14 protein-coding genes are annotated in these 14,514 nt (G+C 50.4%); 8 read left to right on the plus strand and 6 right to left on the minus strand.

The features are described 5' to 3' along the window. Window positions 1-4: 4 nt before the first annotated feature. The 4 genes from BZG25_RS01195 to BZG25_RS01210 form a co-directional block, all read right to left on the minus strand. On the minus strand, window positions 5-952 hold the full coding sequence (locus BZG25_RS01195; protein WP_046075628.1) for an iron chelate uptake ABC transporter family permease subunit: 948 nt from the start codon (window positions 950-952) through the stop codon (window positions 5-7). Continuing rightward, entirely contained in the window at window positions 945-1,892 is a 948-nt protein-coding gene (locus tag BZG25_RS01200; protein WP_046075627.1) for an ABC transporter permease, read from the minus strand. Before BZG25_RS01200 ends, BZG25_RS01195 begins: the two co-directional genes overlap by 8 nt. A 75-nt stretch (window positions 1,893-1,967) precedes the next feature. Beyond that, complete coding sequence (locus BZG25_RS01205) at window positions 1,968-2,882, minus strand: siderophore ABC transporter substrate-binding protein (RefSeq protein ID WP_046075626.1); 915 nt, start codon at window positions 2,880-2,882, stop codon at window positions 1,968-1,970. 55 nt (window positions 2,883-2,937) lie between these two features. Further along, entirely contained in the window at window positions 2,938-3,228 is a 291-nt protein-coding gene (locus BZG25_RS01210) for a hypothetical protein (protein WP_046075625.1), read from the minus strand. Window positions 3,229-3,404: 176 nt separating this feature from the next. Here BZG25_RS01210 and BZG25_RS01215 point away from each other — a divergent pair, with 176 nt between their 5' ends. The 5 genes from BZG25_RS01215 (at window position 3,405) to BZG25_RS16040 (ending at window position 7,045) form a co-directional block, all read left to right on the plus strand. Next, a complete protein-coding gene (locus BZG25_RS01215; protein ID WP_021023774.1) occupies window positions 3,405-3,575 on the plus strand; it encodes a XapX domain-containing protein in 171 nt (56 codons plus the stop codon). 22 nt (window positions 3,576-3,597) lie between these two features. Further along, entirely contained in the window at window positions 3,598-4,308 is a 711-nt protein-coding gene (deoD, locus tag BZG25_RS01220; protein ID WP_046075624.1) for a purine-nucleoside phosphorylase, read from the plus strand. A gap of 18 nt (window positions 4,309-4,326) precedes the next feature. After that, window positions 4,327-5,793, plus strand: coding sequence for a lactate dehydrogenase (locus tag BZG25_RS01225; protein WP_046075623.1), 1,467 nt, complete (start codon window positions 4,327-4,329; stop codon window positions 5,791-5,793). Between the two features lie 79 nt (window positions 5,794-5,872). Beyond that, a complete protein-coding gene (gene hdfR / locus BZG25_RS01230; RefSeq protein WP_077606682.1) occupies window positions 5,873-6,718 on the plus strand; it encodes an HTH-type transcriptional regulator HdfR in 846 nt (281 codons plus the stop codon). A 150-nt stretch (window positions 6,719-6,868) separates the two neighbouring features. Beyond that, a complete protein-coding gene (locus tag BZG25_RS16040; RefSeq protein ID WP_167369752.1) occupies window positions 6,869-7,045 on the plus strand; it encodes a hypothetical protein in 177 nt (58 codons plus the stop codon). A gap of 121 nt (window positions 7,046-7,166) precedes the next feature. Here the strand turns inward: BZG25_RS16040 and nagZ are convergent, their stop codons facing one another. Beyond that, window positions 7,167-8,171, minus strand: coding sequence for a beta-N-acetylhexosaminidase (gene nagZ, locus BZG25_RS01235; protein ID WP_077606681.1), 1,005 nt, complete (start codon window positions 8,169-8,171; stop codon window positions 7,167-7,169). Between the two features lie 197 nt (window positions 8,172-8,368). On the opposite strand from nagZ, the gene BZG25_RS01240 reads away from it, so the two are divergent. Both BZG25_RS01240 and murQ read left to right on the plus strand, forming a co-directional pair. Then, the gene (locus BZG25_RS01240; RefSeq protein WP_077606680.1) at window positions 8,369-9,481 is read left to right on the plus strand and encodes an anhydro-N-acetylmuramic acid kinase; all 1,113 of its coding nucleotides are present in this window, start codon (window positions 8,369-8,371) and stop codon (window positions 9,479-9,481) included. 9 nt (window positions 9,482-9,490) lie between these two features. Continuing rightward, a complete protein-coding gene (gene murQ / locus BZG25_RS01245) occupies window positions 9,491-10,405 on the plus strand; it encodes an N-acetylmuramic acid 6-phosphate etherase (RefSeq protein WP_077638394.1) in 915 nt (304 codons plus the stop codon). Between the two features lie 16 nt (window positions 10,406-10,421). Here murQ and BZG25_RS01250 read toward each other — a convergent pair whose 3' ends face one another. After that, on the minus strand, window positions 10,422-12,998 hold the full coding sequence (locus tag BZG25_RS01250) for an EAL domain-containing protein (protein WP_077638395.1): 2,577 nt from the start codon (window positions 12,996-12,998) through the stop codon (window positions 10,422-10,424). A 334-nt stretch (window positions 12,999-13,332) separates the two neighbouring features. Between BZG25_RS01250 and BZG25_RS01255 the strand changes: the two genes are divergently transcribed. Beyond that, entirely contained in the window at window positions 13,333-14,349 is a 1,017-nt protein-coding gene (locus BZG25_RS01255; protein WP_046075617.1) for a sugar-binding transcriptional regulator, read from the plus strand. The last annotated feature ends 165 nt before the right edge of the window (window positions 14,350-14,514 follow it).

Genomic DNA, 14,514 nt, shown 5'->3' on the forward strand with positions numbered 1-14,514 from the left:
AATATTAAAACTTGTTTTTCGTCAGTAGATACAAAAAGTAACCGCCACCGACAAAGTTAATGATCACACTCACCGTGGTCTCAAACCCAAACCATTGTTCGACAACATACTGGCCACTTAACAGCAAAAAGGCGGCCAACACGCTGGTGGCCACAATTAAAAAACGATGCTGATAACTGACAAACATTTGTCGTGCGAGGCTCACCACAATCAAACCAAAAAAGAGCACCGGTCCAACCAAAGCAGTTGATAAGGCAATCATCACCGCAATCACCATCATCACTTTCAGTGTGAGTCGGCGCGTATCGATGCCAAGGCTGGTTGCGTTATCCTCACCCAACAAACACACATCAAGCTGATTGCTAAATCGATATAGCACCAGCAAACAGGCGGCTAAGACCGGTACACTGACATAGACCAGCTCACGATTAGCATTGTTGAAGCTGGCGAACATCGCATCTTGCAGGATGGCGAACTCACTCGGATCGACCAACAAGGTAAAAAACTGACTGATACTGCCAAACACGCTACCTAACACAATACCAATTAACAGCAGCGTATAGATGTTGGCGCGATGTCGACGAAAGTAAAGCGTGAACAACACAGTCGCACTTACCGTCATTAACACCACACTGGCGGTAAAGTTCGCGTACGCATTGATCAGCAATACGCTACTTGAGCCAAATACCACCAATAAAACGGTTTGCAAGAGAACGTATAAACTATCAAAGCCCAGAATCGAAGGGGTCAGGATCCGATTGTTGGTGATGGTTTGAAACACCAGCGAAGAGGCAGAGATGGCCACGGCAGCCAACGTGATTGCCAAAACCTTAGGGGTTCGTCGCGAAAGAAAATACGCGTAATTATCCGCCGTTAATCCATGCCCTAAAAAGTACCCCGCCACGAGCACCACACCCATTGCGACCAGGGAAAGCTTGATACCATCACGCATTCGCTTTGTCCCTCATCACTAGATAGATAAACACCGCACCGCCTAAGATAGAAATGATCATCGCAATCGGGACTTCATAAGGGAAGATAATGACACGGCCCAGAATGTCGCAGCTCAACACCAACACCACGCCCCAAAAGGCCGTCCAAGGCAAGTTGCGTTTAATGTTATCGCCCATAAAAAGCGAGACAACATTGGGCACAATTAAGCCAAGAAAGGGGATGACCCCAACAATCATCACCACAGCGGACGACAGCAACGCGACCACCATGACACCGAATAGCACTACCTTTTGATAATCAAGGCCAATGTTTTTGGCAAAGCTTTCGCCAATACTGGCGGCGCTGAATTGGCTGGCATACGCATAGGCGATACCACATACCGGAATAGCCACAAAGAGTACTTCATAATTTCCCGCGAGCACCGACGAAAAGTTGGCGACCGTCCACGCTTGCAAGGTTTGAATCAGATCGTACTTATAAGCTAAAAACTGGGTTAGCGAAGAAACGACATTGCCGTACATAATGCCAATCAAGGGAACCAGCACGGTATTTTTAAACTTCAGTCGTTGGAGAAAATGGACGAATAGCCAAGTGCCAGCCATCGCCATCCCCACAATAACGGACAAGTCCAGCCATTGGCTGGCGCCCCCAAACGCAACCAACGTCAGCACATAACCCAGCAGCGCACAATCAATGGTGCCGGTAGTGTCGGGCGCGGCAAAGCGGTTTTGACAGATCTGCTGCATGATGAGTCCAGCCACACTTAAACCCGCACCAGCCAAACAGATAGCCAGTAACCGAGGAATACGACTGGTGGTAAAAATTGTCCACGCTTCTGGATCGCCCGCCCACAAGCTCGCGAAGGACACGTGCGCCACACCAATGGATATCGACAGGATCGCCAGCACCACGAGGACAGGAATAGAAAGATACTTCACAGAATCACTACCGTTGAGGTCTATAACCACAAAGACCCAGGGCCAGCCTGGGTCTGTTTGTTTCTCGTATGATGATTAAAGCACGCGGTTTACATCATCGATCATCTTATCCATCGCCGTCATGCCAGCCATGGTAATGTACCACGCGGTTGGGTCGAGATAACTGATACGTTGCTGTTGGTGAGCATGCGTTTTGTTGACCAAAGGATTATCAAAACGCGCTTTTGCCTTGCCTTCACCTTCCCCAATCGCCTGCTCACGATCAAGGACTAATAAGACATCTGGGTTGGCGTCGGCAATATATTCGAACGAAATCAAATTACCGTGTGAGCCTGCCACTTCTACATCATCGCTTTTCGCAGGTTTCAAGCCTAGCTCATCAAACACCATACCAAATCGGCTATTCTCGCCGAACATCGCCACTTTACTGCCGTTGCTCATGACCATCAACGCGTTAAAGTTATCTGCCACCGCTTTATCATGGGTCTGCGCGATTTTGGTATTCATTTGTTCAATGATCGCGTCGACTTTTTCTTGCTTGTTAAACACCTCGCCTAGCATGCGCCAATTAGCTTGCACACTTTGCCAGTAATTCTCGTAGTCCGCTCGAAACATAATTGTCGGAGCGATTTCCTCTAACTCGCCCATGAGCGAGGCCATACGCGCTTCCGCAATGATCAAATCCGGCTTAGCGGTGAAAATGGCCTCATAATCAGGCTCTTTCACCGTCCCGACCGCGACATACTTATCGTCTTGATAGGTTTTGGCAAGATAATCCGGCATTAAAGACTTCACCACGCCAACAGGCTCAACACCGAGGCGATCCAGCACATCTAAACTGCCCTGCCCCAACACAACGACGCGTTGTGGTACGCCGTCGATTTCAACGGTGCCCATCGCATGGGTGATGGTTTTTGCGGCCGCCTGGCTGCTCAACAGCAAAGAAACAGTGAGAAAAATAAATGAAAAAAATGAACGAAAAGCTTGCATAGCCCTTTCCTCGCAAAAATCGGTGGGGGAATGCTAACGCAGTTGAATAAGCAAGTCACGAATAGAAGTGAGAACTATTCATATTTATAGTGTTATTGATTAAGCGCATGGCATGAGGCAATAGGTTTCGCTCGCAAAAGCCAGTCATCATGTCTTTCATCCGGCGATGCCAGTTACGCTTACCAAAACTGTTTTGATCTTGCGCAAAAAAACCGCAATTGAATCGGCTACCTGCTGTTGATTCGTCATCACCACGCATCTGAGAGGCGATAAAACCGCGCCATTTGACCAAAACGCAAGCGATTGCATCGACACTATCAACATATTTAGTAATCATTGTGGCCATTACGCGCTAATATGGGGATAGTTGTGATCAAGATCGCGCGTAAATGCGCATGGGTTACATACACTGGACTCATCTCATGCGGCACCACTTAAAAGACAATAAAGACAGCTATGACTGTCGCAATTTGGGTACCGATTTGAGCTGGACTGCACCTAACTAGATGTTTGAGGGTTATAATGAACGAAATTTTACTTGCGGTCGTCGCTGGCGCCATCGTTGGCTTTTTCTTCAGCGCGATCAAGTTACCACTGCCTGCTCCCCCGGTGATTTCTGGGATCATGGGCATTGTTGGTATCTACCTTGGCGGCATGGCTTACCAAGCTGTGATCGAACGCTTTTTCTCTTAACTAAAGATAATTGGAGCACACTATGGCTACCCCACATATCAATGCTGTAGACGGCGCATTTGCTGAAACTGTCCTCATGCCTGGTGATCCGCTGCGCGCGCAGTACATTGCCGAAAACTTTCTCGAGAACGCGGAGCGCGTCACCGACGTGCGTAACATGTTCGGCTACACCGGCACCTACAAAGGCAAAAAAGTGTCTGTCATGGGTCACGGCATGGGGATCCCATCTTGCTCAATCTATGTGCATGAGCTAATCAAAGATTACGGTGTTAAGAACGTGATCCGCGTCGGCAGCTGTGGTGCGGTTAAAGACGATGTCAAACTGATGGATGTCATCATCGCACAAGGCGCATCCACGGATGCGAAAGTAAACCGTACACGCTTTGCTGGCCATGACTTCGCGGCTATCTCTGACTATCACCTCCTGGAAACGGCCGTGGGCGAAGCACGTAAGCAGAATGTGTCTGTGCGTGTCGGTAACGTCTTCTCTGCCGATCTGTTCTACAGCCCAGAAGGTGATTTGTTCAACAAAATGGATAACTTAGGTATCCTCGCTGTAGATATGGAAGCGGCAGGCATCTACGGTGTTGCGGCTGAACTGGGTGCGCGTGCACTCACCATCCTGACCGTGTCTGACCATATCATCCGTGGCGAAGCACTAAGCTCTGACGAGCGTCAAAAATCATTTAACGAGATGATGACGGTCTCGCTAGAAACCGCGATCAACCTGTAAGTGTTGGTCGGAGGAAACGTGTCAAGCAGTAAGCTGCCTCTTGCAGCCGGTGAATTACAGCTAAACTTTTGTAAAACACTCACCTGCCCCAACTTTGGGTCGAAAGATGAGCAAGATTACTTGGTTCAACACACCAATCCTGCTCGCCCAACCTTGGTGTGTCGAGAGTGTGGCGCGTTTCCTCCACTGTTAAATAACCATGATGTTCAAGCTGAGCTGATTGCTCAGCGTCAACTTCATGCCGATGGTTTGTGTGCTTGTACCAACCCAGAATGTGAGCATTTAGGTAAACCCGTGCTCACGCATCGGCATTGTTATCATGCGTTCGGCTATAGTGGCGATCGTCAGCGTTATCGCTGCAAAAGCTGCCAAAGCACCTTTGTCGACCGCTGGTCTGGGGTCAACAAAAAAAGTGAGTTACAGCAAAAGCTGTTAGCGTTTCTTTTTACTGGCCACACAGTGCGTGACATCTGCCGAAGACTGTCACTGAACCCGAAAACCTTCTACGACCATCTTAACCAAATAGCCGCGCGCTGCCGACAAAAGCTTGCCGCTTACGACAGCCGGTTTTTAGCCGATACCTCAACCGGCCATCTGGCCAGTGTCCACACCGCCTTGCAACCCAAGAGCGACAATGGCGTGCAATGGCTGGCAACAGGAGAAGCGCACAGTGGCTACGTGCTGCAACAAGATGTGAATTATCATACGGATGACCATCACCACTTGCACACACATCATGACCCTTATCAGCCTGACTGTCGCTTTATGTCGACGCACAGTGCGGGTCAGCCGCAAGATACAGTAGCACGCCCAGAGGGGTTACTGGGTCGAGTGGATGCCAAATACCGCGACGTCTTTGCTCGCTCGAATGTCGAAGATCCCTATACGCAGCCGCTGCACTTTATTTATCCTAATCGCGGCACGCTGATCCGCCCTCAATACACTACGTATGCGCATTACCTCAACCTCAAGCCGTTAATCGAGCATTGGCAGCAAATTGTGGTTTTTTCGCCGCAAGAGCCCTTATTGCGCTCCGCTTGCCTCTCCGTTTTTGAGGCCGATATTCGAGATAAACGCGTCAGCCATGTATACGTCGAGCAGGATGCCGGTTGGCAGCCCGGATCAGAGCCAGAAAAAATTGATATCGTTTTGCTAAGCTGGTGGCGTGATCGTTGGGCCTTTACTCGCAGTGGCGACGGTGCTAAAGCAATCTGCGATCATGGCCAAAACAAAGGTCAAGAGGCCTATTGGTTAACCCATGCAAGCTGTGATGCGTTAAAAAAATATCAACAGCACTTCCACCAGCAGTTTTCACTATTGGTCAATGAGCCGAGACGCCGGCTGCGCCCTGGTGGGCTATTGCCCCTGCTGGATATCTATCGCGCATGGCATAACTTATGTTGGCAAGACCGCGCGCATCTCACCCCAGCCCAACGGCTTGGCTTGACCGAACGCCCTTTGACACTGGCAGATCTGATGCTCTGATCCACATCGCGCACATTCACTTGACGTGCATCGAGGTTTTTTGTCTAAATGCCCGATATCGCCGAGAAGGAAAACGCCATTGGACATTCAACTACTGCGTACATTTATTGAAGTGAGCAAGACGCGTCACTTCGGTCGTGCAGCGGAAAACCTTTACCTGACCCAGTCCGCTGTGAGCTTTCGCATTCGCCAACTAGAAACCCAGCTAGATACATCACTGTTTGTTCGTCAGCGCAATAATGTTCGTCTAACCGATGCGGGTGAGCGATTACTTCCTTACGCCGAAACCATGCTGCAAACGTGGCAGCGCGCCCAACAGGACGTCAGTGCGATGCAGCACACGAGCGCACAACTCACGCTTGCCGCCTCCCCGATGCTGTGGGAACTCGATGGCGTCAGCACATGGGTCAACCGCGTGTGTGCGGCGCACCCAGACTGGTTGATCCGTGCCGAGTCGACACCCGCCCAGTTGCTAGCACGCCATTTGATTGAAAAACGTATTGATGCCGGATTGACCTCAGAGCTGCCTAAGCTTGAAGGGTTACAATCACACCACCTAGGCGATTATCAACTTCAGTTAGTTAGCCATTTACCGGGGCTCACACTGGACACGAGCGACACGCTACCGCTGGTTTATCTTGATTGGGGAACTCGCTTTTCACTTGAGCAAAGCCAAATTGCGCCACTACAACGCTCACCCGTGTTACATACCCAGTCATGCCAACTGGCGTTAAACTATTTACTCGTGCACGGCGGCGTCGCGTTTCTACCGTCACTGGCAGTTCACCCTTATCTGAACAACGGACAACTCCATCTTATTGATCACGGCCATATTCTTACCCACCCCCTTTACCTTACCTGGCTAACTAACAGCGATAAAAACCCGCTAATCAATGAGTTAGTATCATCTACCGGTCAGTTATAAGTGCTCAGAAAAAATCGGTAAATTCACGCCTATTTCACTAGTCGACGTTCAATTTTTAGGCTATCTTAAAATCGTTAGGCAAACATTATGTGTCTAACACTCCGGCTACACATAGCACTGACAATCAACAAGCGTTAGGAAAACACCACCATGGCACAGTGGGATCAATGGTTAAAACACGGCTCGCAACATAAAGAGAAGTTTAAATCTCGCCACCACGACGATTTTGATGACGATATGCCACGCGGCAAAAAAGACAAGAAGCGCAACAATAAGCGCGCTTCCCGATCGCAACACGACGACAGTTATTTCGGAGAGGACCGCTAATCGCGAGGCAAGACTCGCGGTGCATTGCACTCGTCATTAATAGGATAAAGGCAACGTGATGACGTTGCCTTTTTTGTTTGTTGTGTCCCGTCCTGAAATACGTTGACGCTAGTGCACTCGCTCAGGCTTGTTGCGCCTGCCACTCTTCTGCATGTCGCTTAATCTCACGCTGTGCCGACTGCCAACGCGGATCTTGCTGTAAGCGTTGCCACTCCACGGATTGGCGCACCCGCAATGTCTCAGCAGCAGGGACCGACTGAATGGGCAAAGCGTCGAGCACCGACACCGCACTGTGGCGGTCATTGCATATCAAGGCCATGTCGCACCCCGCATCAAGCGCCGCTTTGGCACGCGCGGGCGCATCGCCGAACAAATGCGCACCGCCCATACTTAAATCATCCGAGAAAATAATTCCTTTAAACCCAAGTTGCTGGCGCAAAATCTGGGTAAGCCAGTACGGCGAGCCACTGGCTGGCAAGGCATCGTGTTGCGGGTAAACCACATGGGCAGGCATCATCGCATCCACGAGCCCCCGCGCAATAAACGATTGGAAAATCGCAAAGTCGTCTGAGTGCAAAATATCGCGCGTATCCTTAGGTGTCACTAAGTGCGAGTCTTCTTTCACCCCACCGTGTCCAGGAAAATGTTTGCCCGTGGTGGCCATGCCTGCCACGCGCATACCCTTAGCAAAGGCGCCAGCATAGTCAGTGATAGCTTGATGTGTCGCACCGAAGGCACGGTCTTTGATTGCCGCACACCCAAATCCTAAATCCAGCACAGGCGCAAAACTGAGGTCAATCCCATGAGCGATCAGCTCCATTGCCATCACCCAACCCGCTTGCTCCGCGAGCGCTGGACTCGCACTTAACGCACCATAAGACTGCGCTGCGGGTATGGGGGTAAACGTGTCGCGAAACCGTTGAACACGGCCCCCCTCTTGGTCAACGCCGATGAGGATATCGCGCCCCGCCGCTGTGCGTATTGACTGAGTTAATGCACGCAGCTGCGCGGAGTCAAAATAATTGCGAGCAAATAGAATAACGCCTCCCACAGAGGGATGTGCCAAGATTTCTTTCTCTTCGTTATCAAGTTGCTCGGCGTGCACATCTAGCCAAACCGGTCCCATCGTTTCTCCTTCATACTCTTGTCAACCCACTGACAACCACTTTGATTATATTCGTCCAATCAGACCATTCACTATTGCAAGGCGCCAGTACCTCAAAGGGATCATCAAGCACTTTGCCACTTATCGCAATCTGTTTATACTCAGTACCTTGGTTCTTATCGTCATTTTATCGCTGGACTACTGTAAGGAAGCACCCGATGCCACAACCCGCCGCCGATATCTACATAGGTGTTATGTCAGGGACGAGCTTAGATAACATTGATGTCGTCGCTGTCCGGTTCACTCAAGCCGGCCACGTGGAGTCAATTGCTCGTCATAGTGACCCGCTACCGCAGGATATTAAAGCTACCGTGATCACCTTGAGCCGAGGTCATCCGATGTCAGTCAAAGCCTTGGGCGAACTCGATCGCCGCTTAGGGGAGTGTTACGCAAATGCCATCAATACCCTACTTGAACAAGCGGCGTTACTGCCTAAACATGTCGCGGCGGTCGGTTGTCATGGTCAAACCGTCTATCACCAACCGAGCGGCGATTATCCATTCACCATGCAACTTGGCGACGCCAATGTGATTGCGGCGCGAACCGGCATTACCACTGTCGCTGATTTTAGGCGTAAAGACATGGCGTATGGCGGTCAAGGCGCCCCTTTGGTGCCCGCCTTTCACAATGATTACTTTGCCGATAGCGAACAAGCCACCGCAGTAGTGAATATTGGCGGTATTGCCAACGTATCAATGATTTGTCCCGATCGCCCTTTATATGGCTATGATACGGGTCCAGGGAATATGTTGATGGATGCCTGGACGCAGCGTCACCGTCACCAAGCCTATGACAAAGATGGCGAGTGGGCAGCCACCAGCTGCGCGTATCAACCCTTACTCAACCGCCTGTTATCCGACGCGTACTTCTCACGTCCAGCTCCTAAAAGTACCGGGCGGGAATACTTTAATCTCGATTGGCTCGACCGTCACCTGCTCGCGTTTTCACTCTCTCCAGACCAAGTGCAAGCCACCTTGCTGGCATTGACTGCCGAAAGTATCGCGTTAGCGATCCGTCCATTAGAACGTGGCCGAGTGTTCGTGTGTGGCGGTGGCGCGCACAACCAGGCATTGATGCATGCGTTACAACAGGCACTTCCGCAATGGTCCATTGCACAAACTGACGATGCCGGGATCAGTTGCGACGATATGGAAGCCATTGCCTTTGCTTGGCTGGCCAGGCAAACCCTTAATCACCAACCAGGCAATGTGCCCGCCGTGACAGGCGCAACACAAGCCTGTTGTCTTGGTGCCATTTATCTACCTTACTGAGGAACGATTATGTCAGCCCCCAGCGTCGACCAGCTAAAAGGCTTACTCTCAGAAACACGCAACCCACATACACTGACGATCGACCAACAAGACACACTTGGCTTGGTGACAATGATTAACGCAGAGGATAAGGGCGTAGCCTCCGCTGTGCAGACGCAGCTCCCCGCGATTGCAAAAGCGGTCGATGCGATTGCGGCAAGTTTTAACCAAGGCGGTCGTCTTATCTACATCGGTGCAGGGACAAGTGGTCGACTGGGTGTGCTTGACGCGGCCGAATGCCCGCCCACTTTTGGGGTGGATAGCCAGCAAGTCATAGGACTGATTGCCGGTGGCGAGCCTGCTATGTTCGTCGCCCAAGAAGGCGCTGAAGACAACCCAGATGCAGGTAAAGCGGATTTGGTCACACAAGGCCTCACCGCGAAGGATGTGGTGGTCGGTATCGCCGCCAGTGGCCGCACGCCTTATGTCATCGGTGCACTCGATTACGCCAAGCAAGTCGGCGCAGTCACGGTCGCTTTGTCATGTAACCCCAATGCCGCCATTAACGCCTACGCCCAGATTGCCATTACGCCCGAAGTTGGCCCTGAAGCGCTCACAGGCTCAACCCGAATGAAGTCAGGCACTGCACAAAAACTGGTATTAAATATGCTGAGCACCGCCGCCATGATAAAGACGGGCAAGTGCTATCAAAACCTGATGGTCGATGTAAAAGCCAGCAACGATAAACTGGTTACCCGTTCCACGTTGATCGTGATGGAAGCGACAGGATGTGAAGAACACACCGCAACACACGCCCTGTCACAGTCAGATGGTGAGGTGAAGGTCGCCATTTTTATGATTTTAGCGGAGCAAGACCCGGCGACGGCACGGCAGCGGCTTCAGCAGGCCAATGGGCATTTACGTGATGCATTGCAATTAGGTTGATGCAATGCACCCACTCTTATCCTCTTGAGGACGAGCGTATATTTTGTTCTCTTAGCACCGTGGTCGGTTGCACGCTGTCCATGCGCTCAACGTAAGCCTGATATTGTTGGAACGGAAGCGGCCGAGAGTAATAATAGCCCTGTGACACATCGACACCATAACGTCGCAGTAATGTCTCCGCTTCCTCGGTTTCCACGCCCTCAGCAACGACCATTACCCCCAGTGATCGCGCCATGTCCGTGGTCGCACGAACAATGCTTTGGTGACGACCACTCTTGTGAAGATCTCGCACAAAACTGCGATCAATTTTAAGCTCAGTGAATGGGAGTTGCGAGAGGAAATATAACGAGGAATAGCCCGTGCCATAGTCATCGATCGATACTTCAATGCCACTGGCTGATAGTGCTGTAATCAGTTGTTTTAGCCAGTTGTAGTCCTCGACCATCACCGACTCTGTCAGTTCCAGCGAAATCAAGTTAGTCGGTATGTCATATTGATGCGCCAGCGCGACCACACGGTTGGCCAGATCCGGAATATAGATATCAGACGCACTGATATTGATTGACAGGCGGCGGCAATGGCCGTTAGTGATCAGCTGCGCTTGCTGCTGGAAAGCCCGCTGAATCACCCACAGCGTGAGGTTATTGATGATACCGACATCTTCTGCCATCCGCACAAACACTTCAGGCGATATTTGCCCGTACTCAGGGTGCGTCCAACGCGCTAAGACTTCCGAGCCATGGACAGAGCCAGTGCGTAAATCAATTTGCGGTTGGTGATACAGCTCTAATTGATCATTCTCGATAGCATCCCTCAGGTCGGTCACGAGAGAAACATGCAATTGATGGTGTCGTTGCTCGTAAGAATTAAAATGTGCATAGTGGCTGGCAAGCGATCGATGTTGATCAATGGCGCTGAGGGCGCGGCTGATTAAAAGGCTTGGGTGGTCACCGTCAGTGGGATAGTGGCAAACACCAATGCGCGCATTCACTTGCGTCACAAATGAGCCAACACATAAGTCACCATTTAATCCTTTAATGACGGAATCGAGAATCGTATCGCAAGCCGAGCGGTCGACATCATCAATCAAAAACGCAAACACGCCCTCTTTTAAACAACCCAAACGATAATCCGGCATATCACTGTCGGTTTTCACTCCCAACACAGGTTGCATCATCAACACATCATTAATACGGCCAGCAATCGCGTTAATGTATTCCTCGCGGGCGTGCTCATCTAAATACGGAAGCAGGCTGTTGTAATTATCCACTGATAAACAGCACAAATTGAAACGGGCATTTCGGCTGATCAAATCATTGACCACCATATGTAACACATTGTTATTCGGTAGATAACTCAGCGTGTCATGCGTCAGCGCCTGCATTTCCTGTAATCGCTGGTACCGGAAGCGTTCAGCGAGAGCCAATGAAAAGAAAATCATGGTCATTCCCAGCGACATCATCAGTGCGTAACGTGATAGCAGACTGTAATCAATAACGTTGAGCATCAGAGCGTAGAAAATCACCCCGCCCACCATGGCCGGGATCCAACAGAGGGTAAAGAGCGAGAGCCAAAGTTTCTTCGGTTGCCATTGGTGCCATACATAATAGGCCACCAAGCCATAGACCGGTAATTGCGCGATAAAAACAAATGAAAGCGACACATACGTGGGGGTGATAAAACTTAGCAAGGCCAAGCCAAACAGCCCCCCGGTGGTCATAAAAAAGAGTGAACGCGCGCGCTGATAAAGCCGACTTCGCTCAAAGTCTAGAAAATAGTAGGTGAACCATAATCCCGCCATGAGTAGGCAAACGGCCAACGCCACCAAGTGATTACTGATAAATATCTGCACCGGGTCCGGCAAAAAGTAGCGACTGAAACCATGATTAACACTCACAAGCAAGGTACTCATTAGAGCGACAAGCACAAAAATGAGATAGACGCGCTGACGACTGTAGACATACACCCCTGCGCTATACAGCGCGACCAAAAAGGTAAAGGTGATGAAGCCGCCCCAAACCAAATGCAAAGACCGAGATAACTGATCAAACGCCTGGTGCGACATCACGCTTAACGGCATGATCGCCATATCATTCGAGGTGACTTTGAGCAGTAATTGGTTATCGCGCTCCGGCAGTAAGTTAACCGGAATGGAATGGGGCATTGGCAAGCGGCTCAAGCGTGCCGATGTTTTATCCCCTGCTTTTATCTGTGAGCGCACCTGCTCGCCATCCAAAATATGGTACGCGTCTAGATAGTCAATCAGTGGGTTATCGGTGAGCACATGAATGTCGCGCTCAGTCAATCCGTGGTAATTAAACTCAAGCTTGATCCAATAGGTTTGATAAGCCAGCTTCCACGGGATCTCACCCGTGTTATCGGCTTTCGTAAAGGGGGCATGATCGAGCACATAGTTAAGAGATAGCTCGTTTGTCTCGTCAATGAAATAGCTATAGTCCGTATCCACCAGTGATAGTGCGGGCGCTGTGGTGCGACTCAAACTCGTCATCCAAAATCCGACAGCGAACATAACCACCAGTATGAACAAGGTCGTCACCCAAATAAGGGGCTGCCGAGACTGCAATGCGTGCATAAAAATACACTCCTTAGCCAAAAACGAGTCTGCCACCCAAGATTTACTCCCTTTTCTGTGTACATCTTTTAAATTAATCTGTCCGGAAACCTGGGAGGGACTTAATAAAACTAGATAGTAATGGCTATTTTTTCAAACATAACGCCTTTAAAAAGCCTGTCCGCGCCATCAATCAGATATTTCCACGACTTGTGGTTGCACCTAAAACAATGAACAATCGTTTTTAAACATAACATTTGTTCAAATCTCGTCAGCTCGCTATACTGATCGCCGTTGCAGTCAGCCGTACAGTGTGCGGTGAGTTTGATTCGATCGATGAGCGAGACCAAAATACATGAGTACGCCGACGTCCCTAGATAACGTTCACGAAGACACTGATTTGCTGACCGAAATCGCCATTCTGTATTACCAGCAAAGCGCGACCCAAGAGGAGATCGCACGCAAATACAAAATAAGTCGCCCCAAAGTCAGCCGCCTGCTCCGAAAAGCACGTGAGGAAGGGATTGTTGAAATAACGGTGAAATTTCACCCGGTGCACAGCGCGCAGTTGGAGCAAAGGCTCATGGCGCGATTTAATCTCAAACGCGCATTAATTTCTCTCGATCAGCCCAGTCCCGAAGAGCAGCGCACTCAAGTCGCGACCCTGGTTTCCACTTACTTGGATGGTAACCTCAACGACGGCATGGTGGTCGCGGTGGGACAAGGCCAAAACGTCGCCGCGGTTGCTGATCACCCCGGAGTCGTCTCTCATCGCCAAGCGCGCTTTGTCTGTGCTATCGGCGGTACCCACCGAAGTGGTGATGCATTCAACGCGGATCATATCTGCCGGCGTCTCGCCAAAAAATTTGGCGGCAGCAGTGAAACCCTGTATGCCCCGGCCTACGTCGATAACGAATCAATCCAGCAAGTGTTTGTCTCTCATCCCAATATCAGTGAAACCTTGAACCAGGCGAGAAAGGCAGAGTTCGCCCTGGTCGGCATTGGGGACATGGACGAAAATAGCCATATGGTCAAATTGGGCTGCTTTACCGCACGCGAATTTGTTGAAGCACGTGTTAACCATGGTATTGTCGGAGACATCGGTGGCTTTGATTTTTTCCGTCTCGACGGACAACCCACCGATAATCTGATGCGAGGGCGAGTGGTTGGGCTAGCCATGCCTGATTTGGCGCGTATTCCCAGCGTTATCGCGATGGCCAGTGAAAGTCGCAAAGCCTTATCTATTCTTGGCGCTTTGCGCACAGGCGTGATTGATGTGTTGGCCACCAGTGCCAGCTGTGCGATGGCGCTGCTCAACATGTCTGAGCCTGCCCCCGATGAAACCGCGTTCACGTTTCAACAGGATGAGTAAATTCGTGACGAAAGAGTGAGACTTAACTCTCTTTATGTCGCAATACAATTGACAAGTGACGTAAAAAACTCAAAGATCGTCACATCATTTGCTCAGACGCGTTGCATCTGTTCATATTCAGAGCAAGCGTTAGCACGTAATTCGGCGTCTGGGCCTACCACGTAA

The organism is Salinivibrio sp. ML198 (genome assembly GCF_001996015.1).
Taxonomy (GTDB): Bacteria; Pseudomonadota; Gammaproteobacteria; order Enterobacterales; family Vibrionaceae; genus Salinivibrio; species Salinivibrio siamensis.

What these genes read in the sequence shown, in the direction of transcription:
- BZG25_RS01195 (WP_046075628.1), bottom strand. Translation starts at nt 952, where the DNA reads ATGCGTGATGGTATCAAGCTTTCCCTGGTCGCAATGGGTGTGGTGCTC.
- BZG25_RS01250 (WP_077638395.1), bottom strand. Translation starts at nt 12,998, where the DNA reads ATGCACGCATTGCAGTCTCGGCAGCCCCTTATTTGGGTGACGACCTTG.
- BZG25_RS01205 (WP_046075626.1), bottom strand. Translation starts at nt 2,882, where the DNA reads ATGCAAGCTTTTCGTTCATTTTTTTCATTTATTTTTCTCACTGTTTCT.
- deoD (WP_046075624.1), top strand. Translation starts at nt 3,598, where the DNA reads ATGGCTACCCCACATATCAATGCTGTAGACGGCGCATTTGCTGAAACT.
- BZG25_RS16040 (WP_167369752.1), top strand. Translation starts at nt 6,869, where the DNA reads ATGGCACAGTGGGATCAATGGTTAAAACACGGCTCGCAACATAAAGAG.
- murQ (WP_077638394.1), top strand. Translation starts at nt 9,491, where the DNA reads ATGTCAGCCCCCAGCGTCGACCAGCTAAAAGGCTTACTCTCAGAAACA.
- nagZ (WP_077606681.1), bottom strand. Translation starts at nt 8,171, where the DNA reads ATGGGACCGGTTTGGCTAGATGTGCACGCCGAGCAACTTGATAACGAA.
- BZG25_RS01215 (WP_021023774.1), top strand. Translation starts at nt 3,405, where the DNA reads ATGAACGAAATTTTACTTGCGGTCGTCGCTGGCGCCATCGTTGGCTTT.
- BZG25_RS01255 (WP_046075617.1), top strand. Translation starts at nt 13,333, where the DNA reads ATGAGTACGCCGACGTCCCTAGATAACGTTCACGAAGACACTGATTTG.
- BZG25_RS01240 (WP_077606680.1), top strand. Translation starts at nt 8,369, where the DNA reads ATGCCACAACCCGCCGCCGATATCTACATAGGTGTTATGTCAGGGACG.
- BZG25_RS01210 (WP_046075625.1), bottom strand. Translation starts at nt 3,228, where the DNA reads ATGGCCACAATGATTACTAAATATGTTGATAGTGTCGATGCAATCGCT.